General features: G+C 68.0%; 25 protein-coding genes. 13 read left to right on the forward strand and 12 right to left on the reverse strand.

What is annotated here, in order from left to right:
- Nucleotides 1-101: 101 nt before the first annotated feature.
- The 4 genes from AC3WLY_RS28555 to AC3WLY_RS28570 all read right to left on the reverse strand — a co-directional run bounded on the left by AC3WLY_RS28555 (nucleotide 102) and on the right by AC3WLY_RS28570 (nucleotide 7,084).
- Nucleotides 102-1,130 (reverse strand): MerR family transcriptional regulator, encoded by a 1,029-nt coding sequence (locus AC3WLY_RS28555; RefSeq protein ID WP_492308888.1) that lies wholly within the window; start codon nucleotides 1,128-1,130, stop codon nucleotides 102-104.
- A 121-nt stretch (nucleotides 1,131-1,251) separates the two neighbouring features.
- Nucleotides 1,252-2,826 carry an efflux transporter outer membrane subunit gene (locus AC3WLY_RS28560; protein ID WP_492308887.1) on the reverse strand — a complete coding sequence of 525 codons (1,575 nt, stop codon included), beginning with the start codon at nucleotides 2,824-2,826 and terminating at the stop codon, nucleotides 1,252-1,254.
- A 2-nt stretch (nucleotides 2,827-2,828) separates the two neighbouring features.
- The gene (locus AC3WLY_RS28565) at nucleotides 2,829-5,978 is read right to left on the reverse strand and encodes an efflux RND transporter permease subunit (protein WP_492308886.1); all 3,150 of its coding nucleotides are present in this window, start codon (nucleotides 5,976-5,978) and stop codon (nucleotides 2,829-2,831) included.
- Entirely contained in the window at nucleotides 5,975-7,084 is a 1,110-nt protein-coding gene (locus AC3WLY_RS28570; RefSeq protein ID WP_492308885.1) for an efflux RND transporter periplasmic adaptor subunit, read from the reverse strand. Before AC3WLY_RS28570 ends, AC3WLY_RS28565 begins: the two co-directional genes overlap by 4 nt.
- Nucleotides 7,085-7,262: 178 nt before the next feature.
- Here AC3WLY_RS28570 and AC3WLY_RS28575 point away from each other — a divergent pair, with 178 nt between their 5' ends.
- Entirely contained in the window at nucleotides 7,263-7,883 is a 621-nt protein-coding gene (locus tag AC3WLY_RS28575; protein WP_492308884.1) for a TetR/AcrR family transcriptional regulator, read from the forward strand.
- A gap of 95 nt (nucleotides 7,884-7,978) precedes the next feature.
- Here the strand turns inward: AC3WLY_RS28575 and AC3WLY_RS28580 are convergent, their stop codons facing one another.
- Together AC3WLY_RS28580 and AC3WLY_RS28585 are read right to left on the reverse strand one after the other, a co-directional pair.
- Nucleotides 7,979-9,712: a ClcB-like voltage-gated chloride channel protein gene (locus AC3WLY_RS28580; protein WP_425131375.1), complete on the reverse strand. Its 1,734-nt coding sequence runs from the start codon at nucleotides 9,710-9,712 to the stop codon at nucleotides 7,979-7,981.
- Nucleotides 9,713-9,815: 103 nt separating this feature from the next.
- Nucleotides 9,816-10,883: a YeiH family protein gene (locus AC3WLY_RS28585; RefSeq protein WP_492308883.1), complete on the reverse strand. Its 1,068-nt coding sequence runs from the start codon at nucleotides 10,881-10,883 to the stop codon at nucleotides 9,816-9,818.
- A gap of 111 nt (nucleotides 10,884-10,994) precedes the next feature.
- On the opposite strand from AC3WLY_RS28585, the gene AC3WLY_RS28590 reads away from it, so the two are divergent.
- From AC3WLY_RS28590 to AC3WLY_RS28625, 8 genes are all read left to right on the forward strand, one after another.
- On the forward strand, nucleotides 10,995-11,888 hold the full coding sequence (locus AC3WLY_RS28590) for a LysR family transcriptional regulator (protein ID WP_492308882.1): 894 nt from the start codon (nucleotides 10,995-10,997) through the stop codon (nucleotides 11,886-11,888).
- Between the two features lie 159 nt (nucleotides 11,889-12,047).
- Entirely contained in the window at nucleotides 12,048-12,812 is a 765-nt protein-coding gene (locus AC3WLY_RS28595; RefSeq protein WP_492308881.1) for a sugar phosphate isomerase/epimerase, read from the forward strand.
- A 28-nt stretch (nucleotides 12,813-12,840) separates the two neighbouring features.
- Complete coding sequence (locus tag AC3WLY_RS28600; RefSeq protein ID WP_492308880.1) at nucleotides 12,841-13,833, forward strand: sugar kinase; 993 nt, start codon at nucleotides 12,841-12,843, stop codon at nucleotides 13,831-13,833.
- Between the two features lie 158 nt (nucleotides 13,834-13,991).
- A complete protein-coding gene (locus tag AC3WLY_RS28605; RefSeq protein ID WP_175961341.1) occupies nucleotides 13,992-15,272 on the forward strand; it encodes an MFS transporter in 1,281 nt (426 codons plus the stop codon).
- Nucleotides 15,273-15,277: 5 nt separating this feature from the next.
- Nucleotides 15,278-16,243 carry a 2-hydroxyacid dehydrogenase gene (locus AC3WLY_RS28610; protein WP_425131327.1) on the forward strand — a complete coding sequence of 322 codons (966 nt, stop codon included), beginning with the start codon at nucleotides 15,278-15,280 and terminating at the stop codon, nucleotides 16,241-16,243.
- 464 nt (nucleotides 16,244-16,707) lie between these two features.
- Complete coding sequence (locus AC3WLY_RS28615) at nucleotides 16,708-17,751, forward strand: LacI family DNA-binding transcriptional regulator (protein WP_492308879.1); 1,044 nt, start codon at nucleotides 16,708-16,710, stop codon at nucleotides 17,749-17,751.
- 54 nt (nucleotides 17,752-17,805) lie between these two features.
- A complete protein-coding gene (locus AC3WLY_RS28620) occupies nucleotides 17,806-18,594 on the forward strand; it encodes a YhfC family intramembrane metalloprotease (protein ID WP_175961344.1) in 789 nt (262 codons plus the stop codon).
- A 13-nt stretch (nucleotides 18,595-18,607) separates the two neighbouring features.
- Nucleotides 18,608-18,970 carry a DUF3022 domain-containing protein gene (locus AC3WLY_RS28625; protein WP_175961345.1) on the forward strand — a complete coding sequence of 121 codons (363 nt, stop codon included), beginning with the start codon at nucleotides 18,608-18,610 and terminating at the stop codon, nucleotides 18,968-18,970.
- A 33-nt stretch (nucleotides 18,971-19,003) separates the two neighbouring features.
- Here the strand turns inward: AC3WLY_RS28625 and AC3WLY_RS28630 are convergent, their stop codons facing one another.
- Together AC3WLY_RS28630 and AC3WLY_RS28635 are read right to left on the reverse strand one after the other, a co-directional pair.
- A complete protein-coding gene (locus AC3WLY_RS28630; RefSeq protein ID WP_175961346.1) occupies nucleotides 19,004-19,435 on the reverse strand; it encodes a PGDYG domain-containing protein in 432 nt (143 codons plus the stop codon).
- 131 nt (nucleotides 19,436-19,566) lie between these two features.
- On the reverse strand, nucleotides 19,567-20,118 hold the full coding sequence (locus tag AC3WLY_RS28635; protein WP_072441223.1) for a Spy/CpxP family protein refolding chaperone: 552 nt from the start codon (nucleotides 20,116-20,118) through the stop codon (nucleotides 19,567-19,569).
- A 370-nt stretch (nucleotides 20,119-20,488) separates the two neighbouring features.
- Here AC3WLY_RS28635 and AC3WLY_RS28640 point away from each other — a divergent pair, with 370 nt between their 5' ends.
- Together AC3WLY_RS28640 and AC3WLY_RS28645 are read left to right on the forward strand one after the other, a co-directional pair.
- A complete protein-coding gene (locus tag AC3WLY_RS28640; RefSeq protein WP_006481526.1) occupies nucleotides 20,489-20,953 on the forward strand; it encodes an Lrp/AsnC family transcriptional regulator in 465 nt (154 codons plus the stop codon).
- Nucleotides 20,954-21,411: 458 nt separating this feature from the next.
- Nucleotides 21,412-22,512: a saccharopine dehydrogenase family protein gene (locus AC3WLY_RS28645; RefSeq protein ID WP_492308878.1), complete on the forward strand. Its 1,101-nt coding sequence runs from the start codon at nucleotides 21,412-21,414 to the stop codon at nucleotides 22,510-22,512.
- 100 nt (nucleotides 22,513-22,612) lie between these two features.
- On the opposite strand, the gene AC3WLY_RS28650 is transcribed toward AC3WLY_RS28645, so the two are convergent.
- Together AC3WLY_RS28650 and cydX are read right to left on the reverse strand one after the other, a co-directional pair.
- The gene (locus AC3WLY_RS28650; protein WP_310143083.1) at nucleotides 22,613-23,230 is read right to left on the reverse strand and encodes a P-loop nucleotide/nucleoside kinase family protein; all 618 of its coding nucleotides are present in this window, start codon (nucleotides 23,228-23,230) and stop codon (nucleotides 22,613-22,615) included.
- Nucleotides 23,227-23,373 (reverse strand): cytochrome bd-I oxidase subunit CydX, encoded by a 147-nt coding sequence (cydX, locus tag AC3WLY_RS28655; protein WP_034181373.1) that lies wholly within the window; start codon nucleotides 23,371-23,373, stop codon nucleotides 23,227-23,229. The genes AC3WLY_RS28650 and cydX overlap by 4 nt, the downstream gene beginning before the upstream one ends.
- Before the next feature lie 179 nt (nucleotides 23,374-23,552).
- Here cydX and corA point away from each other — a divergent pair, with 179 nt between their 5' ends.
- A complete protein-coding gene (gene corA, locus AC3WLY_RS28660) occupies nucleotides 23,553-24,530 on the forward strand; it encodes a magnesium/cobalt transporter CorA (RefSeq protein WP_175961349.1) in 978 nt (325 codons plus the stop codon).
- Nucleotides 24,531-24,540: 10 nt separating this feature from the next.
- On the opposite strand, the gene AC3WLY_RS28665 is transcribed toward corA, so the two are convergent.
- Nucleotides 24,541-24,828 (reverse strand): YciI-like protein, encoded by a 288-nt coding sequence (locus tag AC3WLY_RS28665; RefSeq protein WP_310143080.1) that lies wholly within the window; start codon nucleotides 24,826-24,828, stop codon nucleotides 24,541-24,543.
- Nucleotides 24,829-25,150: 322 nt separating this feature from the next.
- Nucleotides 25,151-25,639: an adenosine-specific kinase gene (locus AC3WLY_RS28670; RefSeq protein ID WP_175961351.1), complete on the reverse strand. Its 489-nt coding sequence runs from the start codon at nucleotides 25,637-25,639 to the stop codon at nucleotides 25,151-25,153.
- A 141-nt stretch (nucleotides 25,640-25,780) separates the two neighbouring features.
- On the opposite strand from AC3WLY_RS28670, the gene AC3WLY_RS28675 reads away from it, so the two are divergent.
- Nucleotides 25,781-26,767, forward strand: coding sequence for a cysteine synthase A (locus AC3WLY_RS28675; protein ID WP_175961352.1), 987 nt, complete (start codon nucleotides 25,781-25,783; stop codon nucleotides 26,765-26,767).
- Nucleotides 26,768-26,832 lie beyond the last annotated feature (65 nt).

Genomic DNA, 26,832 nt, shown 5'->3' on the forward strand with positions numbered 1-26,832 from the left:
CGTTGCGCGATCGACCGTCGGCCGGACCGGCTGCCGGCTACCGTGACGGCCCGCCCGGGCGGCGCGCGAAACCGCCACGCACCCGCCCGGGCATCACGCGATCAGCGCGCCGGCACCAACTGTGCCATCGCCTCGCGGATGAAGCCGAGCAGCGTATCGTCGACCCACGCGTCCTTCGTCAGCGCCGGCTCGTTCATCATCGCGTGACGGAATTTCGCGTGCGTGGCCGGATCGTGGCCCGCATAGCTGCAGAACAGGTCGAGCCAGCGCTGCGCGAGCGCACGACCTTCCGGCGAATCGGGCGTCGCGCCCGCGTCGATCGCGTCGCGCACGTCGGCCATCAGTTGCGGCCATTCCATCGCGCGTTCGCCGTAGTGCGCGCGCATGAAGCGGATCTCGTCCGGCGCGAGATACTTCTCGAAGATCCGCATCTTCGTTTCGGCTGTCGCGCGCAGCACATAGTCGCGCAGCGCGGTCGAAATGCCGATCTTCGACTGCATCGCCGGTTCGCGCTCGTGCATCAGGTTCAACTTCGCCAGCAGCCGAGGGTCGTTGTTCGTGTCGCGCACGAGCAGCGCCATCCAGCGGCCGGCGAGCGCACGGGCGCGCTCGTCCTCGGGCGGCACGCCCGCGTCGTGCAGCGCGCGGACCTCGCCGACGAGCGCGATCCATTCCGCGTCGCCCGCCTGGCTCTTTCGGTACATCGGCATGCGCGCGAGTTCTTCCTCGGAAAAATATTTGTCGTACACGGTCATCAACTCCAGTGTGGTGAGCCAATCGGCCAGCTCCGGCTCCGTGCCGGCGGCGAGCTGCGCGTGCAGGCTCACGAGCCGCTCGCGCAGCTGCGCGGTTTGCGCGAGCTGACGGTCGAGCAGCGCGATCTGCTTCGCGACGAGATCGACGAGCGGGGTGCCGGGCTGGTTCAGGTAGTCGCCGATTTCGGTGAGCGACAGTCCGAAGCGACGCAGCGCCTGGATCTGGTGGAGCCGGGCGATGTCGTGGCGGTCGTACAGCCGGTAGCCGTTGTCGGCACGTGCCGAAGGCGTCAGCAGACCGATCGCGTGATAGTGATGAAGCGTGCGGACGGTCAGCCCGCTGCGTTTCGCCAGTTCTCCCACTTTCAGCTGCATTCGTTCCTCCGTTCGGTACGCACACTGGAGTCTCGAACGTTACGCTACGTGAGGGTCAAGCGGAAGATCGGAAATCGGGCGCGCGACGGGTTGACCGCGCGCGCCCGATCGAAGGGCCGGCTTATTGCGGCGAAGGCGCGGTGTCGGGCGTGGCGGCGCGCGCTTCCTTGCCGGTTGCGTTGTCGCCGGCCGCCTTGCCGGATTTGCCGGATTTGCCGGACTGATCGGCCTTGTCGGCCGGCGGCGTGCCCATCGCCTGATAGAGTCGCGCGGTATCCGCGAACCGCGCGCCGGTCGCGCGGATCTCGTCGAGCCGCGCGTTGCGGTACTGCAGTTCGCTGGCGCGCGCGGCCGACGGCGGCAGCGCGCCGAGCCGCACGCGGGCGGCTGCGTCGTCGTACGCGCCGCGTGCGGACAGCGCGGCGCGCGACGATGCGTCGAGCGCCTCCGCGTCATGCTCGAGCGCCGCGAGCGAATCGGCGACGTTCTGGAACGCGCCGAGCACGGCCTGCTTGTACTGGTCGACCGCGGCTTCGTAGGCGGCCTTCGCCGCGCGGCGCTGCGCGAGCAGCGCGCCGCCGTGGAAGATCGGCTGGCTCAGCGACGCGCCGACGTTCCAGATCGCGCCGGCGCCCGACAGCATCGTCGGCCAGCTGAAGCCGCCTTTGCCCATCGCCGCCGACAGCGAAAGTTGCGGGAACATCTGCGCAGTCGCGACGCCCACTTCGGCAGCGGCCGCCTTCAGCCCCGCGTCGGCCGCCTGGATGTCCGGGCGGCTTTGCAGCAGGTCCGACGGCACCACGACGGGCACCTGTTCGGGCAGGTGCAGATCGGCGAGCGTGAGATCGGCCGGCGGCCGGTCGGGCGTGCGGCCGACCAGCACCGCGAGCGCATGGCGCGCCGAGTCGCGCTGCTGGCGCAGCGCGGGAAGGCTTGCCGCGAACGTGTCGGCGCTTTGCCGCGCGTTCAGCGCGTCGCTGCGCGACGCCGAGCCGAGCGCGTAGCGGCGTTCGGCGTCGTGCGCCTGGTCGTTCGCGAGCGCGACGAGCCGCTCGGTCGTGTCGATCTGCGCGTTCAGCACCGATACCGTGATCGACGCGGTGACGATGTTCGCGGCCAGCGCGCGCCGCGCGGATTCGAGCTGGAACGCACTGACGTCGACGCGTTTCGCGAGCGCGCGGTTCGCGAAGCGGGAGGCGCCGAACAGGTCGACCGTGTAGCTCGCCTGCAGTTGCCCGACGAATGTGTCGTACAGCAGCGTCGGTGCGCCGAGCGCCGGAATCGGCACGCCGAGCGCACGCTGACGCGTGGCCTGGCCGACCGCGTCGATCGACGGCAGCATCGAGCTGCCGATCTGCCCGCGCAACTGCTCGCGCGCGGCATCCAGCGAGTGCGACGCCGCACTGAGCGTCGGGCTGTTGCGCAGCCCTTCGTCGACGAGCGCGTTCAGCGCATCGGAACGGTACTGCTTCCACCAGTCGGGCACCGGCTGCGCGCCGACTTCGAACTGCTGCGCGACGCCTTGCGCGGACACGGTCTGCTGGACTTGCGGCACCGCGCCGTAATGCGCGGGCGACGGCATCGCGGGCGGCTCGCCGCTCGGCGCGAACCACGCGCAGCCGGCCAGGGGCCCGGCGAGGCTCGCGGCCGCGAGCGCGCGCACGGCTTGGGTTTTCAGCTTCATCGACACATCCATGGTCAGGCTCCCGACGGCGCGGCCGGCGTGCTGCCGTCATGCGGCGGGCCGTCCTGCGGGTCGCGTTCGTCGCGCTTCACGCGGAACCACGTCGCGTACAGCGCAGGCAGGTAGAACAGCGTCAGCACGGTCGCGCTCGTGATGCCGCCCATCAGCGCGGTCGCCATCGGCCCGAAGAAGTTCGAGCGCAGCAGCGGGATCAGCGCGAGCACGGCGGCCGCGGCCGTCAGCGTGATCGGGCGGAAGCGCCGCACCGTCGCGCCGATGATCGCGTCGACGCGGCCGTGGCCGACCGCGATGTCCTGCTCGATCTGGTCGACCAGGATCACCGAGTTGCGCATGATGATCCCGAACATCGCGATCACGCCGAGCATCGCGACGAAGCCGAACGGCTTGCCGAACAGCAGCAGCGTGGCGACCACGCCGATCAGCCCGAGCGGCGCGGTCAGCACGACCATCAGCACGCGCGAGAAGCTCTGCAACTGGATCATCAGCAGCGTGAACACGGCGATCGCCATCAGCGGCATCTGCACGTTGATCGAGTTCTGCGCCTTCGCGCTTTCCTCGACCGAGCCGCCGATGTTGATCTGATAGCCGACCGGCAACTGCGCGCGCAGCGCGTTCAGCTTCGCGTCGACCGCGTGCGTGACGTCGATGCCCTGTGCGCCGGCGCGCACGTCCGACTGCACGGTGATGGTCGGCTGGCGGTCGCGTTCCCACACGACGCCGTATTCGAGCGTCGGCTCGAAGCGGCCGAGCGAGCCGAGCGGCACCGGGCCGTTCGGCGTCGGCAGCGCCAGACCCGCGAGCTTGGCCGGATCGACGCGGTCGGCCTGCGGTGCGCGCAGGTCGACCGCGATCAGCTTGTCGCGCTCGCGGTACTGCGTGACGGTCGTGCCGGACAGCGTCATCGCGAGGAAGCTCGACACGTCCTGCGACGTGACGTTCAGCTCGCGCGCCTTCTTCTGGTCGATCTCGAAGCGCACCGAGCGCTCGGCCGGCTCGTCCCAGTCGAACTGCACGTTGACCGTGCGCGCATCGCCGCGCATCGTCGCCGCGACCTTCTCGGCGATCGAGCGGACCGTCGCGATGCTGTCGCCGCTCACGCGGAACTGCACGGGATAGCCGACCGGCGGGCCGTTCTCGAGCCGCGACAGCCTCCAGCGCACGGCCGGGAACCGGTCGCGCAGCGTGGTTTCGAGCCAGGTCGCGAGCTTCTCGCGATCCTCGACCGATTTCGCGGTGATCACGAACTGCGCGAAGTTCGGCAGTTGCAGCTGCTGGTCGAGCGGCAGGTAGAAGCGCGGCGCGCCGCTGCCGACGAAGTTCACCGAATGATCGATCTCGGGGCGCTTGTCGATCGCCTTTTCGAGGCGTTCGGTCTCGCGCAGCGTCGCCGCGAACGACGCGCCCTCGGGCAGCCGCAGGTCGACCAGCAGCTCGGGCCGGTCGGAGCTCGGGAAGAACTGCTGCGGCACCAGCGAGAAGCCCATCAGCGACACGACGAAGAGGGCGCCCGTGATCAGCAGCACGACGAAGCGCCGCTCGATGCACCAGTCGACCCAGCCGCGCAGCCGCCGGTAGAAGCGCGTGTCGTAGATGTCGTGCTCGTGGTCGTCGGGCAGGTGTGCTTCGTGCGCCTGCCGCTTGCGCTCGGGCAGCATGTGGTAGCCGAGCAGCGGGATCAGCACGACGGCCGCGAACCACGACGCGATCAGCGCGATCGCCGACACCTCGAAGATCGAGCGCGTGTATTCGCCGGTGCTCGATTTCGCGAGCGCGATCGGCAGGAAGCCCGACACCGTGACGAGCGTGCCCGTCAGCATCGGGAACGCGGTGCTGGTGTACGCGAACGCGGCGGCGCGCGCGCGGCTGTAGCCCTGTTCGAGCTTCACGGCCATCATCTCGACCGCGATGATCGCGTCGTCGACGAGCAGCCCGAGCGCGAGCACGAGCGTGCCGAGCGACACCTTGTGCAGCCCGATGTCGAACAGGTACATGAACAGGGCCGTGACCGCGAGCACGACCGGAATCGAGATCACGACGACCATCCCGGTGCGCAGGCCGAGCGACACGAGGCTCACGACCAGCACGATCGCGACGGCTTCGGCGACCGCCTCGAGGAAGTCGTCGACCGAATGCGCGACCGCGTGCGGCATGCTCGACACCTCGACCAGCTTGAGGCCGGCCGGCAGGCGCGCCTGCAGGTCCTTCGATTCCGCGTCGAGCGCCTTGCCGAGCCGGATCACGTCGCCGCCCGGCTGCATCGTCACGCCGATGCCGAGCACCGCCTTGCCGGCCGCGCGCATCTGCGTGACGACCGGATCGTCGTAGCCGCGCTTGACCGTCGCGAGATCGCCGAGCCGGAACGTGCGGCCGTTGATGCGGATCAGCGTATCGGCGATCGCGTCGACGTTGTCGAACTGGCCGCTCGGCCGCACGAATACGCGATCGTCGGCGGTCGTCAGCACGCCGGCCGACGAGATGTCGTTCTGCGCGTTGATCGCCTGCCCGAGCTGCTGCGGCGAGATGCCGAGGCGCGTGAGCTGCGCGTTGTTCACCTCGATGAAGATCCGCTGGTCGGGGTCGCCGAAATAGTCGACCTTGCCGACCCCCGGCACGCGCAGCAGCACGGTGCGCAACTGGTCCGCGTAGTCGTGCAGCTGCGCGGGTGAGAAGCCGTCGCCTTCGAGCGTCCAGATGTTGGTGTAGACGTCGCCGAATTCGTCGTTGAAGAACGGGCCCTGCACGCCGGACGGCAGCGTATAGCCGATGTCGCCGACTTTCTTGCGGATCTGGTACCAGGTCTCGGGCACGTCCTTCACGGGCGCCGAGTCCTTCATCGTGAAGAAGATCAGCGATTCGCCGGGGCGCGAATAGCTACGCAGGAAGTCGATGGCCGGCGTTTCCTGCAGCTTGCGGCCGATCCGGTCGGTCACCTGTTCCTGCACCTGCCGCGCGGTCGCGCCGGGCCAGAACGTGCGGATCACCATCACGCGGAACGTGAACGGCGGGTCTTCGGACTGCGCGAGCCGCGTGTACGCGAGGATGCCCGCGAGCGTCGCGAGCGCGATCAGGTAGACGACGAGCGCCTGATGGCGCAGCGCCCACGCCGACAGGTTGAACCGGCCTTCTTCGCGGGGGGCGCTCACGATGCGAAGTCCTCCGGATGCAGCGGCGCGACCGGGCGCACCTTCTCGCCCGCGCTGACCGTATGCACGCCCTGCAGCACGACGCGCTCGCCCGGCTGCAGCCCGTGCGACACGGTGACGGTGCGCTCGTTGAAGCGCGCGACGTCGACGCGGCGCAATTCGAGCGTGTCGTCCTTCGTGCGCACGACCCACACGGCCGGCTGCGCGCCGTCGTGGAACAGCGCGGTCGCGGGCAGCGTGATCGGCTGCGCGTCGCCGGCGGCCGGCGCGCCGTCGAATGCGACGTTCGCGGTCATGCCGAGGCGGATCGCCGGATCGGGCGCGGCGAGCGTGAGCTTCACGCGATACGTGCGGCTTTGCGGATCGGCGGCCGGCGCGACTTCGCGCACCTTCGCCGCGAACTGGCGGCCAGGCAACGACGGCAGCGTGACGGTCGCCGCATGGCCCGGCGCGAGCGACGCGAGCGCGGCTTCGGGCACGTCGCTGACGACGTCCACGTCGCCGGACCACGCGAGCTGGTAGACGGCCTGGCCGGCCGACACGTTCTGGCCGGTGTCGGCCTGTTCGGCGGTGATGTAGCCGGCATGATCGGCGACGAGCGTCGCGTAGCGGAGCTGGTTCTTCGCGAGCGCGAGCTGCTGCTGTGCCTGGTCGCGCTGCGCGAGCGCCGACGTGTAGCTGTTCTGGGTCTGCTCGAGCTGCGCGGTCGCGATCAGGTTTTCATGCGCCTGCGCGCGGTCGCGGTCGAGCTGCTGCTTCGCGAACGCGAGGGTGTGCGTCGCGGCATCGAGCTGCGCCTGTGCGCTCGCAGCGTTTTTCTCGACGTCGGACGGATCGAGCAGCGCGACGACCTGGCCGACCTTGACCGTATCGCCGAGCCGCACCTTGCGCTCGACGATCTTGCCGGCGATGCGGAACGACAGCGGGGTCGCGTAGCGCGTCTGGATTTCGCCGGGCAGCGTGCGCTTGGCCGCGGCGGCATCGGCATGCGCAGGCAGCGCGACGACGGGGCGCGGCGCGGGCGGCGCGGATTCTTTCGGATGACAGGCGGCGACGAAGAGCGCGACGCCGATCAGCAGCGCGGCGCGGGAACCGGAGCGATTCACGAAACCCCCAGGGGAGATGGAGCGGAACGAAGCCGGCAAGCGCGACGGGCGCTTGCCCCAAGCGACGCCGGCAGCGGCGCGCGGACAACAATTTCAGAAACTGCGGCGAATTCTAATACACACCTGTATCTGAATGCAAAGATGAATCCGAAAGGGGAGTGGTGCTAGACTGCGCGCCATGAAACCACAGCGCTTAACTCGCGAGCAGAGCAGGGACCAGACGCGCGAACGTCTGCTGAATGCCGCGCATCGTATTTTTCTGAAGAAAGGCTTTGTGGCCGCGAGCGTCGAGGACATCGCGGCCGCGGCCGGCTTTACGCGCGGTGCGTTCTACTCGAATTTCCGCAGCAAGTCGGACCTGCTGCTCGAACTGCTCGCGCGCGACCATGATTCAGTGCGGGCCGATTTCGAAGCGATCTTCGAGGAAGGCGGTCCGCGCGAGCAGATGGAGTCGATGGCGCTCGCGTACTACCGGACGCTGTTTCGCGACGACGAATATTCGCTGCTGTGGGGCGAGGCGAAGCTGCAGGCGGCGCGCGACGCGAAGTTTCGCGTGCGCTTCAACCAGTTCCTGCACGGCAAGCGGCTGCAGATGGCCGAATTCATCCAGCGCTTCGCCGAGCGCGCGGGCACGCCGCTGCTGTTGCCGGCCGAGACGCTCGCGTTCGGCCTGATGTGCCTGTGCGACGGCGTGCAGTCGTTTTACACGGCCGATCCGCAGCACGTGTCGGCCGACTCGGCCGAAGCGGTGCTCGCCGGGTTCTTCGCGCGGGTCGTGCTGGGGCGCGCGCCGGACTGACGGGGAAGCGGGTTCGCGGGCGTCGTGTTCACCCGTGGCAGGCCGGATGCGATGAAGTGGTGCGGCGCGGTGAGGCCCGAGCCGCACCATGCGCATCAGCGCTCGCCCGTCATCCGCCGATACGCGTCGAGCAGCGACGTCTTGTAGACGACGCCCGCGAGCGTCGGCTCGGCTTCGCTTTCGATCACCGGCAGCCGTTCGCCCTGGAACGCCATGAAGCGTTCGAGCGCGGTGGCAAGCGGCATGTCGGGCGTGAGGAGCGGAAACGGCGTATGCGCATAATGCGCGGCCGTCTTGTCGGACGTGTCGCGCTTGTCGAGCAGGTCGGACGTGATGTCCTTCAGCGCGACCGCGCCGCGGAAGCGCCCGGCGTCGTCGGTCACGTACAGATACTTCACCGGATATTCGAGAAACACGCGCGTCATGTCGGCGACGCTCGCGGTGAGCGGCACGACCGTCTGCGCGGGCTGGATCAGCTCGCGCATCTGCGTGGTGCGCAGCCGCAGCCGTTCCTGCGCGTCCTGGTAGTGGTGCAGCGTGATCTCGTACATCGACGTCGTGCCCGTCGCGCGTGCGACGAAGTACGCGAACACGCACGACACCAGCAACGGCAGCACGACCTGATAGCTCAGCGTCATCTCGAAGATCATCAGGATCGCCATCAGCGGCGCCTGCGTGGCGCCCGCCATGAACGCGCCCATCCCGACGATCGCATATGCGAAATACGCCGACGTATGGCCGGGCCACAGTGCTTGCATCGCGAGCCCGAACAGCGAACCGAACACCGCGCCGACGAACAGCGTCGGCGTGAAGACGCCGCCGATCGCGCCCGAGCCGGCGGTCGCGGCGGTCGCGATCACCTTGAACACAAGTACCGCGACGAGCGCCTGCCAGGTCCACGGCGAATGAAGGATGTGGTTCACGACGCTGTAGCCGTTGCCCCATACGTCCGGAATCCACACCGAGATCACGCCGACGACGAGGCCGCCGAGCGCGAGCCGCAGGGGCAGCGGCACGGGCAGCCGCTTGAACTGGTTCTTCGACGCGTCGAGCAGGTGCAGGAACTGCGGCGCGAGCACGCCGCACAGCGCGCCGAGCACGACGAACGGCAGCACCTCGGGGCCCGTGACGGCCGGAAACACCGGCATTTCGTACGGCGGCCGGTAGCCGGCGAATTCGCGCATCACGATGTTCGCGACGACCGACGCGACGACCATCGGCCCGAAGCTCTCCATCGCGATCGTGCCGAGCACGATCTCCGACACGAAGAACGCGCCGGCGATCGGCGCGTTGTACGCGGACGTGATGCCGGCCGCTGCCCCGCAGGCGACCAGCAGGCGCAGGCGCGGCGGGTCGAAGTGCACGAAGCGGCCGACGAGCGACGCGGCAAGCGCCGCGAGCTGCACCATCGGGCCTTCGCGGCCAATCGAGCCGCCGCTGCCGATCGTCAACAGCGACGACACGCTGCGCCACAGGCTCTGCCGCACGGGCACGATGCCGTTGCCGAGCGCGACGGATTCCATGTAGTCGGTCTTGCCGGACGGCTTGTCGCCGCGTGTCGCGAGCAGCAGCACGCAGCCGGCGAGGAAGCCGCCCGCGGCCGGCATCCAGAACCGCACGTACCACGGCAGGCTCTTCGCCATCTGGACGAAGCTGCCGCTGTGCCCGGAGATCAGGTGCTGCATCAGGTCGATGCCTTCGCGGAACGCCATGGTGGCGAAGGCGCCGCCGACGCCGACGATGGCCGACCAGATCAGCATCGTATGGGCGTCCGACAGGCGGAACAGCGTTTCGGCGCGAGTGCGCAGCTTCAGCAGGAACGAGAGCACGGCTGAAAGGGGGCGATGGAAAACGACGCGAAGCATAGCACCGCGCCGCGCCCGCGGGACCATCCCGTCGGGCGCGGCGCGCGAAGTGTTGCGGACGGGCGGCTCAGCCAAGCCAGTGCTGCACGGCCCAGGTGATCCCGTAGCCGCCGGCGATCAGCCACACGTACAGGATCAGGCCGGTCACCAGTGCGCGGGGGCCGGCTGCGCGGATCTGCGACACGCGCGTCTCGATGCCGAGCGCGGTCATCGCCATCGTCAGCGCGAAGGTATCGAGCACGTTCAGCGTATGCGTGACGTCGGTGGGCAGCACGTTCAGCGAATTGACGATCACGAAGCCGAGGAAGCCGAGCGCGAACCAGGGCACGGCCACCTTGCGCTTGCCTTGCGCACCGCCGGCCGTCGCGCGGGCCGAGCGGGCGAGCCACCAGCCGAGCACGAGCAGCACCGGGACCAGCAGCATCACGCGCGTCATCTTGACGATCGTCGCGATATGCGCGACCTGCGGGCTGATGTCGCTGGCTGCGCCGACCACCTGCGCGACCTCGTGGATCGTGCCGCCGAAGAACAGGCCGAGGCCGGCCGGATCGAGGTTCAGCAGCCCGGCGTGATACGCGATCGGGTACAGGAACATCGACAGCGTGCCGAACAGCACGACGCTGCCCACGGCCATCGCGCTCTGGTGCGGCTTCGACTGCAGCGTCGACTCGAACGCGAGCACGGCGGCCGCGCCGCAGATCGCGCTGCCGGCGGCGGTCAGCAGCGCCGCGTCGCGGTCGAGCTTCATCAGCTTCATGCCGGCCCAGGTGCCGATCACGAGCGTGCTGACGACGACCAGCACCGAGACCGTCAGGCCCGGCAGGCCGACCTGCGCGATTTCCTGCAGGCTCACGCGCAACCCGAAGAACGCGACCGCGATGCGCAGCAGCTTGCGCGCGGAGAAATTGACGCCGGCTGCCCAGCTGGCCGGCATGCCGTCGCGCAGCGCATTGCCGTACAGCGCGCCGGCGACGATGCCGACGATCAGCGGCGACAGGCCGAGCCCCGCGATCGCGGGGAGCCCGGACAGGCTCGTGACGGCGGCGGCGAACAGCGCGACGAACAGCACGCCGTTCAACTGGCCGCGCATCGACGGCGCGGCGTGGCTGAGATGGGGAGTCGGGGCAGTGGACATGGCGCATCGGAATTGAGCGTGTTGCGATGCTGTAATCCTAATTTTGTTATATCGATATGAAAAATTGTGATTTGTGACGTAAACTATCCGGAAAGCCGATAATTCATCCCCATGACCCCGGATCAACTGATAACGTTCGCGGCCGTCGCCGAGCACCTGAACATCAGCCACGCCGCCGTGGCGCTGCATCTGTCGCAGCCGGCCGTGTCGGGCCAGTTGCGGCTGCTGCAGGACGAATTCGGCGAGCCGCTGTACCAGCGCGACGGCCGCGGCATCCGCCTGACGCCGGTCGGCGAGCAACTGGCGCAATACGCGAAGGCGCAGCGCGACACGTTCGCGCAGGCGCGCGCGTTTCGCGACGCGGTGCGCGGCCTCGAGGCCGGCACGCTGCGGATCGGTGCGAGTACGACGCCCGCGAGCTATCTGCTGCCGTACCTGATCGCGGCGTTCCAGCCGCGTGCGCCGCGCGTGACGATCCAGACGATGAGCGGCAATACGGCCGACGTGGTCGCCGCGCTGCCGTCGCTCGACATCGCGATGATCGAAGGGCCGCCCGGCGAGGCGCTGCCGTCCGGCACGGCCGTGCATGCGTGGCACGAGGACGAGATCGTCGCGATCGTGCCGGCCGGCCATCCGCTGGCCGCGCGCGGCTACGATGCGGGCGTGACGCTCGATGCGCTCGCTGCCCATCCGCTCGTGTTGCGCGAGGAAGGCTCCGGCGTGCGGCAGCTCGTCGAGCGCGCGTTCGCGCACGGTGGCGCGCCGATGCGCGTGGCGTTCGAGATCGCGGGCGTCGAAGCGGTGAAGGAGGCCGTGCGTGCCGGGATGGGCGTCGGGTTCGTGTCCGCGATGTCGCTGCGTCACCAGGATGCGGCGCTCGTGCTGCGCTCATTGGCGCCCGCGCCGCTCACGCGTCATTTCTCCATCCTCGTGCCGCATGGCGGCGCGCCGTCGCGGGTCGCCGCGCAGTTCCTCGAAATGAGTCTCGCGCAGGATCTCGCATAGGTGGCCGAAGCCGATCCGGGGCCACACGATGCACGCCGTCGGGCGCGCGTTAGCGTGGCATCCGGTCTTAGGGATTTCCTCTATGGCGTGTGTCCGAACCGAAGCGCACCATCCGTCTCAAGCAAATGGAACCGGTTCCATTCCGGTAAAAAGGGCAAAATGGCAGACATCGTGATCGTGGCGAGCGCATTCGGGATGGACCGTGTGCGCCAGGAGGGCCACAGCGCATTCGTCGCGACCGCGGCGGCATCCGGTGCGACCGGCTTCGAGGTGAGGCGCGAGCTGTTCGCGTCGGACGACGACGCGACGCCCGGCGCGCTGGCCGCGCTCGGCGCGCAACTGGCCGGCCACGGGCTGTGGTCGGTCTATTCGACGCCGGCCTCGCTGTACACGGAAACGGGCGCGCTCGACGCCGACGCATTGCGCGACGCGCTCGCGGAAGCCGACGCGCTCGGCGCGCGTTTCGTGAAATTCCAGCTCGGCGGCTTCGCCGGCGATGCGCATGCGGCCGACATCGTCGCGCTGTCGCGCGGCGCGCGTGCCCGGGTGGTGGTCGAGAACGGCCAGCTTCCGGTCGGCGGCGCGCTCGCGCAGTTCCGCCGGCTGTTCGACGCGCTGGCCGCGGCGGGCATGCCCGATGCGCTCGGGATGACGTTCGACATCGGCAACTGGCAGTGGCCGGGCGAAGTGCCGCTCGACTGCGCGCAGATGCTCGCGCCGCATGTGGAATACATTCATTGCAAGGCGGTCGTCGGCGAGGGCGCGCGCCGTTTCGCGGCCGCGCCGGCGCCGAACGACCCGCTCGTGACCGGCGTGCTCGCGGTGCTGCCGCAGCATGCGCCGCGCGGCATCGAGTTTCCGTTCGACGCGGCCGACCTGGCGGGCGATGCATGCCGGCGCGTCGCGTGGCTTGCAACGGCGTGACGGCAGAAGAATCCTGAGGAGTTCACTCATGAAAGCAGCACTCGATGTCGTGACCTACGGCGAGGCGATGGCGATGTTCGTCGCGACCGAGCCCGGCCATCTCGCGCATGCGGCGCAATTCACGAAGCGGATCGCGGGCGCCGACCTGAACGTCGCGATCGGCCTGTCGCGGCTCGGCTTCCGGGTCGGCTGGATGAGCCGCATCGGCCGCGATTCGTTCGGCGGCTACGTGCTCGACACACTCGCACGCGAAGGCATCGACGCATCATGCGTGACCGTCGATCCGCGTTACCCGACCGGTTTCCAGCTGAAGTCGCGCAACGACGACGGCAGCGACCCGACCGTCGAATATTTCCGCAAGGGCTCGGCCGCAAGCCACCTGTCGTGCGACGATTACGTGGCCGACTATGTGCTCGGTGCGCGCCACCTGCACCTGACGGGTGTCGCGCCGGCGATCTCCGCGACGTCGTGCGAGCTCGCGTTCCGGCTCGCGCGCGAGATGCGCGCGGCCGGCAAGACGATCTCGTTCGACCCGAACCTGCGCCCGACGCTGTGGCCGTCCGCCGACGTGATGGCGAAGACGCTGAACGCGTTGGCTACGCTCGCCGACTGGGTGCTGCCGGGCCTCGCCGAAGGGCGGCAGCTCACCGGGCACGACACGCCGGCCGACATCGCGGGCTTCTATCTCGCACGGGGCGCGCGCGGCGTCGTGATCAAGCTCGGCGAGCAGGGCGCGTACTTCCGGACGGCCGACGGCCGCGAAGGCACGGTCGCGGGCGAGCGCGTCGAACGCGTCGTCGACACGGTCGGCGCCGGCGACGGCTTCGCGGTCGGTGTGGTCAGCGCGCTGCTGGAAGGCCGCAGCGTCGAACAGGCCGTCGCGCGCGGCAACCGGATCGGCGCGCTCGCGATCCAGGTGATCGGCGATTCGGAAGGCTTGCCGACGCGCGAAGCACTCGACCGGCTCGAAAATGTCAGCAATCGCGCCGATCGCTTAGAGGAAACCGTCACCGCGCAATGAGAGGCCGAACACGGCACAATCCGCGGATTCATTTTGTGCGTCAAGCACCGCTTTGCGTGAGACCGGACGGCAAAGCAGGCGACCGGAGCGGTGCTGACGCACCGGTTCCGGCCGCGAAGCGCTGAGGCGTCAGCCCGGTCAACAAAGGAGACATTCTGATGGCAACCAATCTCGCAGCCCGACGCTGGTGGACGATCATGCCGATCGTGTTCATCACGTACAGCCTCGCCTACCTCGACCGCGCGAACTACGGGTTCGCGGCGGCGGCCGGCATCAACCAGGACCTCGGCATCAGCAAGGGCCTGTCGTCGCTGATCGGCGCGCTGTTCTTCCTCGGCTACTTCTTCTTCCAGATTCCCGGCGCGATCTATGCGGAGCGCCGCAGCGTGAAGAAGCTCGTGTTCGTCAGCCTCGTGCTGTGGGGCGGCTGCGCGGCGCTCACCGGCGTGGTCAGCAACATCCCGTCGCTGATGGCGATCCGCTTCGTGCTCGGCGTCGTCGAGGCGGCCGTGATGCCGGCGATGCTGATCTACATCAGCAACTGGTTCACGAAGAACGAACGCTCGCGCGCGAACACGTTCCTGATCCTCGGCAATCCGGTCACCGTGCTGTGGATGTCGATCGTGTCGGGCTATCTCGTGCACGAATTCGGCTGGCGCCATATGTTCATCGCCGAAGGCGTGCCCGCCGTCCTCTGGGCCGTGTGCTGGTGGTTCCTCGTGCAGGACAAGCCGGCCGATTCGCCGTGGCTCACCGCGCAGGAAAAACGCGACCTCGACGCCGCGCTCGCGGCCGAGCAGGCGGCGATCAAGCCCGTGCGCAACTATGGCGAGGCGTTCCGCTCGCCGGCCGTGATCAAGCTGTGCGCGCAGTATTTCTGCTGGAGCATCGGCGTGTACGGCTTCGTGCTGTGGCTGCCGTCGATCGTCAAGAACGGCTCCGACCTCGGGATGGTCGCGACCGGCTGGCTGTCCGCGCTGCCGTATCTCGCGGCGACGATCGCGATGCTTGCCGCATCGTGGGCGTCCGACAAGGTCGGCTCGCGCCGCGGCTTCGTATGGCCGTTCCTGCTGATCGGCGCAGCCGCGTTCGCCGCGTCGTACGCGCTCGGCTCGTCGCATTTCTGGATCTCGTATGCGCTGCTGGTCGTCGCGGGCGCCGCGATGTACGCGCCGTACGGCCCGTTCTTCGCGATCGTGCCGGAGCTGCTGCCGAAGAACGTCGCCGGCGGCGCGATGGCGCTGATCAACAGCATGGGCGCGCTCGGTTCGTTTGTCGGCTCGTACTTCGTCGGCTACCTGAACGGGGCGACCGGGTCGCCCGTCGCGTCGTACGCGTTCATGAGCGCCGCGCTCGTCGCCGCGGTGATCCTCACGCTGTCCGTCAAACCCCAGGCGCGCGATGCGCATCCGCTCGCCGCGCCGCTGCAAGGAAAATGAAACTGATGAAGCCTCGTATCGTCGCCTACAAGCCGCTGCCCGATGACGTTCTCGCGTACCTGCGCGAGCATGCGGACGTCGTGCAGGCAGACGGCGCCGACGTGCTCGCCGATGCGCTCGGCAGCGCGGACGGCGCGATCGGCGCGAGCCTGAAGGTCACGCCGCAGATGCTCGACCGCGCACCGCGGCTGAAGGCCTGGTCGACGATCTCGGTCGGCTACGACAATTTCGACGTCGCGGATCTCACGCGGCGCGGGATCGTGCTCGCGCATACGCCGGACGTGCTGACCGAGTCGACCGCCGATACGGTGTTTTCGCTGATCCTGGCGTCGGCGCGGCGGGTGGTCGAGCTGGCCGAGTGGGTGAAGGCCGGCCACTGGCATCGCAGCATCGGCCCGGACCTGTACGGCACCGACGTGCAGGGCAAGACGCTCGGCATCGTCGGGCTCGGGCGGATCGGCGGCGCGGTTGCACGCCGCGCGGCACTCGGCTTCCGGATGCAGGTGCTGTACGCGAACCGGTCCGCGCATGCCGAAGCCGAGACGCAGTACGGCGCGCGGCGCGTGACGCTCGACGAACTGCTCGCGCAGTCGGATTTCGTGTGCGTGCAGGTGCCGCTGTCGCCGGAAACGCACCACCTGATCGGCGCGGCCGAATTCGCGAAGATGAAGCGCGGCGCGATCCTGATCAACGCGTCGCGCGGGCCCGTCGTCGACGAAGCCGCGCTGGTCGACGCGCTGCGCGCGGGCACGATCCGTGGCGCGGGGCTCGACGTGTTCGAGAAGGAGCCGCTGCCGGCGGATTCGCCGCTGTTGCAGATGAAGAATGTCGTCGCGCTGCCGCATATCGGTTCGGCGACGCACGAGACGCGCCACGCGATGGCGCGCTGCGCCGCGGAAAACCTGGTCGGCGCGCTGGCCGGCACGCTGCGCGCGAATCTCGTCAATCCGGACGCGCTCGCGCGGGCCTGAGCCGCGCCGGGTAACGGGAAGACAGCCGGCCGGCGGGGTGCCGGCGCCGTTAGAGTCGACGGTCTTGGTGCCGGAGGGCTGGCTGCGTTATGATCGCCCGCTTGTCGCATCGACGGCCCGGCAACGCTGCCGGCGGCGTTCGGCGACGGGCATCCGCGCCAGGTCCGGTGCGGCCGACTGCTTTTGCACGTGACTGGAGCGGGCGCCGATGCGCCGGCGCCGATCGACCGCGAAGCATGGGATCAACGTAAGCGCTGAAGGGCTGACGCTGGTCGACCGCGAAGCATGGGACCAGCGTAAGCGCTGAAGGGCTGACGCTGGTCGACCGCGAAGCATGGGACCAGCGTAAGCGCTGAAGCGCTAACGCTGGTCGACAGAGGAGTCCGCCGGGTGGCTTACGTTTCCAACAACAAAGGTCCGTCCGCTCACGAAGCGGCACGGATCGTACGTCGCGAGGCACGACAGTGACCGATTCGCATCCTTCCACGCCGCGTCCGGCGACGATCAGCGATGTCGCACGCGAGGCCGGCACGGGCAAGACCAGCGTTTCGCGCTACCTGAACGGCGAGACGCATGTGCTGTCCGTCGATCTGCGTCAGCGGATCGAGGCCGCGATCGCGCGCCTCAACTACCGGCCGAACCAGATGGCGCGCGGGCTCAAGCGCGGCCGCAACCGGCTGCTCGGCATGCTCGCGGCCGACCTGACCAATCCTTATACCGTCGAAGTGCTGCAGGGCGTCGAGGCCGCGTGCCATGCGCTCGGCTACATGCCGCTCATCTGTCACGCGGCGAACGAGGTCGAGATGGAGCGCCGCTTCCTGCAGCTGCTCACGACCTACCGTGTCGAAGGGCTGATCGTCAACGCGCTCGGCGCCGAAGAGGACGTGCTGCGCCCGCTGCGCGGCGCCGGCATCCCGGCCGTGCTCGTCGACCGGACCGTCGAGGGTTTCGAGGCCGACCTGATCGGCCTCGACAACGTCGATGCGATCGAGACGGCGCTCGCGCACCTGATCGAGCACGGCTTCGACGCGATCCATTTCGTCGTGCAGCCGTTCGAGCACGTCAGCTCGCGGCGCCTGCGCGAGGCCGCGTTCCGCACGGCGCTGGGCGCGCGCGGGCTGCCGGTGCCGTCGACGGTCGTGCTCGACCTGAACGAGCCCGACGCGGCCGCGGCGGCGCTCGCCGACCTCGATACGCGCATCGACGACGCAACGCGGCGCGGCGTGCGCGCGGCGCTGTTCGCCGCGAACGCGCCGGTCGCGCTCGCGATCGCGCGCCACCTGCGCGCGCGTTTCGGCGCCGCGTGGCAGCAGAAGGCCGCGCTGCTGTCGATCGACGATCCGGAATGGGCCGAGCTGATCGGCATCACGACGATCCGTCAGCCGACCTACGAAATCGGCTACAAGGCCGTCGAATTCGTGCACGAGCGGATCGACGGCGCAGCGGGCGACGTGCGCGTCGCGATGCTGCCGGGCGAGCTGATTGCGCGCGCGTCGACCGCAAGCTGAGTATCATGCGGGGCACGCAGCGCGTCAGGTGCGCTGCCCCGAACAAGGAAATACATGACTGTCGCTCCCGTCACGCTGGCGGTGCTGATTGCCGCCACGCTGATCATCGCGCTGCTGCCGCTCGTCCTCTTCCGTATCCTGCGCAAGCCGCTTGCGCTCAACCGCCGCGACACGATCGTCGGCGTCGCCGTCTTCACGCTGTTTGCGATGATCGTCGAACGCGCGTTCCACGGGCTCGTGCTGAGCCAGACGCCGGCGGATGGCTGGCTGACGCAGCCGCTCGCGTTCGTCGCGTACAGCGCGCTCGCGACCGCCGTATTCGAGGAAGTCGGCCGTTATCTCGGGATGCGTTTCCTGAACCGGCGCTACGGCACGTCGGCCGGCGACGGTCGCGCAATCGGCTACGGGATCGGCCACGGCGGCGCCGAAGCGTGGTTCGTCGGCGTGCTCGTGTGGGGCCAGTGGTCGTATCTCGCGTGGCTGGCAAGCCGCGGTCAGCTCGAGACGCAGCTTTCCGACCTGCCGGGCGATACCGTCGTGCGGCTGCACGTGATGCTCGCGACGCTGTCGGTGCAGTCGATCCTGCTGTTGCTGCTCGAACGCTGCGCGGCGTTCGTGCTGCAGCTTGCGCTGTCGGTGCTGGTCTGGCGCGGCGTGCGCGCCGGCCGTGCGGGCGTGTTGCCGCTCGCGATCGTGCTGCATGCGCTCGCCGCGGCGCCGGCGCTGCTGTACCAGGTGCGCGTGCTGCCGGCCGCATGGGTCGAGGCCGCGTATTTCGTGCTGGCCGCGATCCTGGTCGTCGTGATGGTGAAGACGTGCCGGCCACCGCGTACGGCTGCCTGACGGGAGAGACGGGATGGACGACTATCTGATCGAATGCCGGAGCGCCGAATTCGACGCGCTCGCGCGCGTGATCTGCGATCTCTTTCCGGAGCAGACGCGCTTCGCCGAAAGCGGCGACGAGCGCGGGCGGTTCCTGTCCGTGCACTGGCTCGCGATGCGTTTCGGCGCGACGCCGAAGCGGATGACGCTCGATATCCGCATCGTGCCGGCCGCGCTCGCGCGTTATCTCGCGCTCAAGCCGATGCAGCGCGCGCGCAGCCATGCGGTGCTGCATGCATATACGGAAGCGATGCTCGGGTCGCTCGAGGAGCGACACGCGGCCGGTGAGGCCGTCGAGCGCAACGCGGAACTCGAACTCGACGAAGACTTTGCGTGAGCATGCACGCCGGCTTCATGCCGGCGCGGCGGATTACGCGTCGCGGTAGACCTGCGCGAAGCGCTGCGCCTGCACGACGCCGTAGTCGCCGGGTGCGTACTGCATGACCCAGTCGCCGGCGACGCCGCGCAGCGTGTCGCCGTTTTCCGAGCGGGCGATCGTAAACGGCTCGTCCATCCGGCGCGCGAGCACGACGGCCGGCCGGTTACGGTAGGCGCCCGGCGCGCCGTGCGCGAGTGCCGGATCGGCGGGCAGGTATTTGGCGTCGAAGCGCGCGCGCGACACGACCCAGCGGTCGCCGGTCGAGCCCGTGATCAGCGCGTCGCCCGCGACATAGCGGTTCGGGCCTTCGAGGCTCATCAGTTCGCCGTCTGCGTCCGCGAATGAAACGGCGACGGTTTCGTCCTTGACGACGCGACGGGCCTGCGGGTCGGTACGCAGATCGATGTGCTTGAGTTCGTGCATGGCGAGGAAGTGCGGGAAAAGCCGGGAGCTTATCCCGAATTCGGCGCGCCGTGTGACGCGCGCCGATCGCCGGCAGGACGCGCGGCGCCGTTCGGCCCGTAACGGGCAGTGCGGCGCCGGCGGGGAGGGCGTCAGGGTTGCGCGGGTGCGCTTGCGGCTGGCGCGGCGGCCGCCTTGCCTTCCTTGCCCTTCGTCTTGCCCTTGCCGCGGTGCTCGCCGCCATGGTTCAGCCAGCTGCGGAACGTCGTGTCGGCCAGCGCCTTCTGCTCGGCCGGGAAGCTCGCGTAGAGCGGCGCGAATGCGTCGGAGAGCTTCTTCGCGCCGTCGGCGTTCGCCTGCGACAATTCCGCATACTGCTTCATGTCGTCGAGCGCGGAGACGTCGTGCTTGGCCATCCGGTCGCGATAGAGGCGGCCCATCGTTTCGCCGTTGTCGCGCATCGTGTCGGCGAACGTCTTCCATTGCGGTTCCTGCGCCGACGTGATCTTCAACTGGTCGTGCAGGTACTTGATGCGCTGCTCGACGCGCGCTTCGTGGCGCGCCGCGCGCTGCTCGGCGCTCGGGGCCGATGCTGCGGCCGCAGCCGTCGTGGCCGGAGCGGGCGCTTGCGGCTGCGCCGGGGTTTGCGCGAACGCGCTGGCTGCAACGGCGAGCGTAGCGAGGGTGAGCGAGATTTTCTTCATGGTTGGCTCTCCGGGGTGGTGTCTTGCGAGCGGGCGCGGCGGCAATTGCCGCAAGCACGCATCTCGCGTCGCACGGTATTAGTAGCACGTTGCATGCAGCGCGGTAGTGAATGCGACACTTGCTTACATCCGATACGAATCGAAACTGAAAGGGACATAGCGGATCGGCGCGGGGCTGGCGATGGTCCGGCACGTACCGGCGACGGGCTCGGCAAGTGAGCGGCAAGCGCGATCCGGATGCGGTCGTTGTGCACGAACAAGGCAGCGAGACCGCATGACGGCGCGCGATGCCGTTTGGGCGTACCGGCGTTCGGCGCTATCATCGCGTCACCTTCCACTTAGCCGGCGCGTCGCACGCCGGCCCGGCCTCATGCGTCCACCCCGTCTCGACCAACTCGACGATCTCGACCGGCAGCTCGTCGCGCTGCTGCAAGCCGATGCGCGCGCAAGCGTCGCGGATCTCGCGCGCCAGCTCGACGTCGCGCGCACGACGGTCGTCGCACGCATCGCGCGGCTCGAACGCACCAACGTGATCGCCGGCTACAGCGTCCGGCTCGGGCAGGACGTGCTCGACGCGAGCATTTACGCGTATGTCGGCATCATCCTCACGCCGAAGTTCGGCAAGGATGTGTTGCGCAAGCTCGACCGGATGCCCGAAGTGCAGTTGCTGTGTGCGGTGAGCGGCGAGTACGACTACGTCGCGTGGCTGCGCGCCGATTCGCCCGAACGGCTCAACGACCTGCTCGACCAGATCGGCACGCTCGAAGGCGTCGAACGCACGACGACGTCGATCATACTTTCGCGCAAGATCGATCGCGGGACGATCGGCGGCTGATGCGCACCTCGCGACATCGCATTTGATGTCGCAGTCGAGTATTCCGCACAGATGTCTGCCTGATCCGCGAGCACGTTCGTGCGCGCCGAGTGCACGAGCCTCCACATATTTGACACCGCCGTGCCCGATGTTCCGCAGGGGCGCGGACGGCCGTTTCCACGCGTCGTTCGACGCATCCATGTTGCATTCTCTTGCGCATTTCCGCGCATGACGAGCGCGCGCGTCGTTCCTCCTTCTTTCCGCCTTCGAGAACGCAGGCCGTAACGGTCCGCTTGCGGCACGAGCTATACGCGATTTTTAGATGATTTGGTCGTTTAGACGAAATGACTCGTTATTTCGTCGAAATTATCGGTCGTTTCGCATCATTCTTCGTCTTGGAACTGATTTTGCGCGTCCCTAAACTGTGTTCATGGCTCAACGCCGTCCACAACACCAACCCATCATCAGGAGATAAGCGCATGAAAATCGTCATCGTCGGCGCAGGTCTGATCGGCCACACCATTGCTCACATGCTGCGTGAAACGGGCGACTACGAAGTCGTCGCGTTCGACCGCGATGCGGATGCGCTCGCAAAGCTGTCGCGCGAAGGCATCGCGACGCAACGGGTCGATTCAGCCGACGCGAACGCGATTCGCGAAGCAGTGAAGGGCTTCGATGCGCTCGTCAACGCGCTGCCTTATTACCTCGCGGTCAACGTCGCCGCCGCCGCGAAGGCTGCCGGCGTCCATTACTTCGACCTGACCGAAGACGTGCGCGCGACCCACGCGATCCGCGAACTGGCCGACGGTTCGGACCGCGCGTTCATGCCGCAATGCGGCCTCGCGCCGGGCTTCATCGGCATCGCCGCGCATGAACTCGTGAACGGCTTCAGCGAAGTGCGCGACGTGAAGATGCGCGTCGGCGCGCTGCCCGAGTATCCGACCAACGCGCTGAAGTACAACCTGACGTGGAGCGTCGACGGCCTGATCAACGAATACTGCCAGCCGTGCGAAGCGATCCGCGACGGCCGCAAGCAGTGGGTGCAGCCGCTCGAAGGCCTCGAGCACTTCTCGCTCGACGGCACCGAATACGAAGCGTTCAACACGTCGGGCGGCCTGGGCACGCTGTGCGAGACGCTGTCGGGCAAGGTCGAGACGCTCGACTACAAGTCGGTGCGCTACCCGGGCCACCGCGAACTCGTGCAGTTCCTGCTCGAGGACCTGCGCCTGTCGACCGACCGCGACACGCTGAAGTCGATCATGCGCCGCGCGGTGCCGTCGACGAAGCAGGACGTCGTGCTCGTGTTCGTCACGGTGACGGGCGTGAAGGACGGCCAGCTCGTGCAGGACGTGTTCACGCGCAAGATCTTCGCAAAGGACGTGTGCGGGATGCACATGAGCGCGATCCAGATCACGACGGCCGGCGCGATGTGCGCGGTGCTGGATCTGTTCCGCGAGAAGAAGCTGCCGCAGAGCGGTTTCATCCCGCAGGAAAAGGTATCGCTGAAGGCGTTCCTGTCGAACCGTTTCGGCAAGCTGTACGAAGGCGGCACGATGGAGCGCGTGCACGCGGTGGCCTGACCACCCGCCAGTCTCAGGCACGAGGGCCGTACGACGCCGGTAGCGCAGCAGCGCTTCCGGCGTTGTTTTTTTGAGGGAGAGAGAAGGGCGCCGGTGCCGGTCAGGCCGGCAGCGGCGGGACGATCGTCGCGGCGGGCGCGGGCGGCACGATGCGGTACAGCAATGCGTCGACGTCCGCGTCGGACGGCGCGGTGTTGTCGAACATCACGATGCCGTCGCATTCGTGGCCGGTCGGTACGAAGCGGCGCTGCCGGTATTCGTCCCAGTGCGCGAGCTTGTACGCGTCGTTCGGGTTGCCGCGCGCGACGATCCGCGCGTGCGCGACGTCTTCCGACGTGTGGACCCAGACGACCGTCAGCGTGACGTCGGGCGCGATGCCGAGCCACGCGCGGTCGAGGATGCGCCGGTCGCGCACTTCGCGCGACAGCGGGCCGACGACGATCGCGCTGATGCCGAGCGCAAGATTTTCACGGGCCGTGTCGAGCAGGCCGTGGTATTCGGGATCGCGCAGATGCTTCAGGTAGAGCGGGCTGTCGCGGTCGTTCGGATCGTCGGTGAGCGCGCCCATCGCGGCCGAGCTGTAGCGGCCGTACAGCGTGTCCTTGTCGAGCAGGCAGAAAGCTTCGCCGGTCGCGCGCATCAGCGGCCGGATGAGCCGCTTCGCGAGCGTGGTCTTGCCGGTGCCGGCGTGACCGCAGAAGAACACCAGGTGCGTCACGAATATTTGCTCCCCGACCCCTGGCTCGACGTGTCGCTGCGCTTGTCGCCGCGCGAGAACACTTCCGCTTCCAGCCACATCGCGTTGATGATGCCGAAGCCGAGTGCCACGCCGATGCCGAGTATCCACGAGAAATACCACATGGGTCTGCCTCCTTGACGGTTGGGCCGCACGGCCGTGCGGCGTACGTGCCGAAGTGCGTTGGTGCGCGTGCTGCGGTGCACGCAGCCCGATCATGACCAATATCGGTGTGCCGCGCAAGCCGGGCCGACCGTGCAACAAAGCGGTAAACTGATGCGTAAACCGCAACATCACAGACAACATGCTGATCAACTGTGCTGCATACCAGGACGGCCGCAAGCTGGCCGACATCGATATCGACGCCATCAGCGACTACGTGTCGAAGCCCGAATGCTTCGTGTGGGTCGCGCTGAAGGATCCGACGCCCGACGAAATCGACCTGATGGGCGAGGAGTTCGGGCTGCACGAGCTCGCGCTCGAGGATGCCCGCAAGGGACATCAGCGGCCGAAGATCGAGGAGTACGGCGATTCGCTGTTCGCGGTGCTGCATATGGTCGAGCTCGACGGCGACGGCGAACTCAACGTCGGCGAGCTGAACGTGTTCGTCGGCCCGAACTATGTGCTGTCGATCCGCAACCGCACCGAGCAGGACTTCCGCGACGTGCGCAAGCGCTGCGAGCGCGAGCCGCATCTGCTGCAGGAAGGCTCGGCGTTCGTGTTCTACGCGCTGATGGACCAGGTCGTCGACCGCTATTTCCCGATCCTCGAAACGCTCGGCGCCGAGCTCGAGGAACTCGAGGACCGCATCTTCACGAAGGCCACGCCCGCGTCGTCGCGCGCGATCATCGAGGATCTCTATTCGCTGAAGCGCCGCCTCGTGATGCTGCATCAGCACACGGCGCCGCTGATCGAGCCGCTCGCGAAGCTCACGGGCGGACGCATCCCGCAGATATGCAGCGGGATGGAGCATTACTTCCGCGACGTGTACGACCATCTGCAGCGGATCGTGAAGACGATCGAAGGGCGGCGCGAGATGGTCGTGACGGCGATCCAGGTCAACCTCGGAATGATCTCGCTCGCCGAGAACGAGGTGACCAAGCGGCTCGGCTCGTTCGCCGCGCTGTTCGCGATTCCGACGATGATTGCCGGCATCTACGGGATGAACTTCGCGAACATGCCGGAGCTGCACCTGAAATACGGTTTCTACGGCTGCATTGCGGTGATGGTCGCGGCCGATCTCGCGCTATGGTGGCGCTTCAAGCGGGCAGGGTGGCTGTAGCCTCGCGCGTCTAGCGCGGCGCGTGCTTGCCGACCACGACGCGCCACGGGCGCACGCGCCAGGATTTCACGAGGCCGTTCTGCACGTACGGATCGGCGCGCGCGAACGACTCGGCCGCTTCCGGCGAATCGCCTTCGAACACGAGCACGGCCTGGTCGGCCGGGTCCGCCAACGCGCCGGCAAGCATGAGCTCACCGCGCTCGGTCGCGGCCTGTGCGAGCGCGAGATGCTGGGCGCGGAACGGTTCGCGACGGGACAGGTAATCGTCGACGAGTTCGTAGATCAGCTGGTAATGCATGCGTTGCTCCGGGAAGAGTCGGCGGCTGTGGCCGGTGTGTCGGCGCGGCCGTCGGTCGGTCTGCTGCGGCCAGTATAGGACAGCCGGGCGGCGGCAGCGCGATGCAAGCGGAAGCGTATTCCCGCCCTCTAAAATGCAACTAACGGTCTGGTTGTCCTACGCCCCGAGATTGCCGCCGCGAACGCGCCGCTGATGCATGGGCTTTTGCATCTCGTTCGACAAAGCCGAGACACGAAGGTCCGTCCAATGATGCTGCAGCGTCTGCAGGGCAGGCCCCGGCAGAAGCGACGCGATCATGACCCATCCGTCCCGGCGGCCCATGCTACGCCTTGTATCCGATCGTGCGCAGCAGATCCTTGCGCCAGCGCACGTCGTCGTCGTTCTCGATGCCGAGCGGCGGAAAGCCGTCGACGACGCCGACGATCCCGCGTCCTTGCGCGGTTTCCGCGACGATCACGTCGGTCGGGTTCGCGGTCGCGCAGTAGATCCGGCAGACCTCCGGCACAGCCTTGATCGCATTGAGCACGTTGACCGGATAGAAACCGTCGCCGAGGAACACGATGAAAGCGTGCCCGGCGCCGATTGCGCTGGCGTTGCGGCACGCGAGTTCGACGAGCTCCGCATCGGTGCCGGAACGGCGCACGAGCCGCTTGCCCGATGCCTCGCAGAACGCGAGCCCGAAACGGATGCCGGGCACGGTGCCGACCAGCGTCTCGTGGATGTCCTCGACGGACTTGATGAAATGCGACTGGCCGAGGATGAAATTCATGGCCTCGGGCTTGTCGACGGCGACGGTTTGCAATTGCAGCATGGCGGACCTCGTCTGGCGATGCGGCGCGCGCCGCAATGGGCTCTCCAAGCTTAGTACGCGGCGGCCGGCGCCGAAAGCGGCGGGCGCGTCCTATCCTTCGTTGTGTAGGGTGCCGCGAGCGCGAATGCAAAGGAGGGGGACATGGACGTGCGACAGGGCTTCGTCGACTGTGTGGGTCGCACACCGTTGATCCGGCTGGCGAAGCTCAGCGCGGAAACGGGCTGCGAGATCCTCGGCAAGGCGGAATTCATGAATCCGGGCGGCTCGGTGAAGGATCGCGCGGCGCTCTACATCATCCGCGACGCCGAGCAGCGTGGCGCGCTGAAGCCGGGCGGCACCGTCGTCGAGGGCACGGCGGGCAACACGGGCATCGGTCTTGCGCATATCTGCGCGGCGCGCGGTTATCGCTGCGTGATCGTGATTCCCGACACGCAATCGCCGGACAAGATGGCGATCCTGCGCACGCTCGGCGCCGACGTGCGCCCGGTGCCGGCGGCGCCGTACCGCGACCCGAACAACTATCAGAAGATTGCCGGGCGGCTCGCGGACGAACTCGACAACGCGGTATGGGCCAACCAGTTCGACAACGTCGTCAACCGGCAGGCACACTACGAGACGACCGGGCCGGAAATCTGGCGCGACACGGCGGGCACGGTCGATGCGTTCGTCTGCGCGACCGGCACGGGCGGCACGCTGGCAGGCGTGAGCCGCTACCTGAAGGAGCAGAATCCGGAGGTCCGGATCGTGCTGGCCGATCCCCACGGCAGTGGGCTCTACGGTTACGTGAAAACGGGCGATCTCGGCGCCGAAGGCAACTCGATCACAGAAGGCATCGGCTCGACGCGCGTCACCGCGAATCTCGCCGGTGCGCCGATCGATGACGCCGTGCGGATCGACGATGCGCAGTGCGTGAAGATGGTCTACCGGCTGCTGCGCGAAGAAGGGCTGTACGTTGGCGGATCGAGCGGCATCAACGTCGCGGCGGCGGTTTGGCTGGCCCGCCGGATGGGCCCGGGGCACACGATCGTGACCTTGCTGTGCGATCGCGGCGACATTTATCGCGCGCGGCTTTTCAACCGCGAATGGCTGCGCGAAAAGGGGTTGGAACCGGAGCTGGAGCCCGAATGAGGAAGGGGCGAGGCAGCGATTTCCATTGGCCCGAATGCGAGCTATGCTGAACAAATCCGGAGCGA

The organism is Burkholderia sp. FW306-1C-G01B, assembly GCF_058781685.1.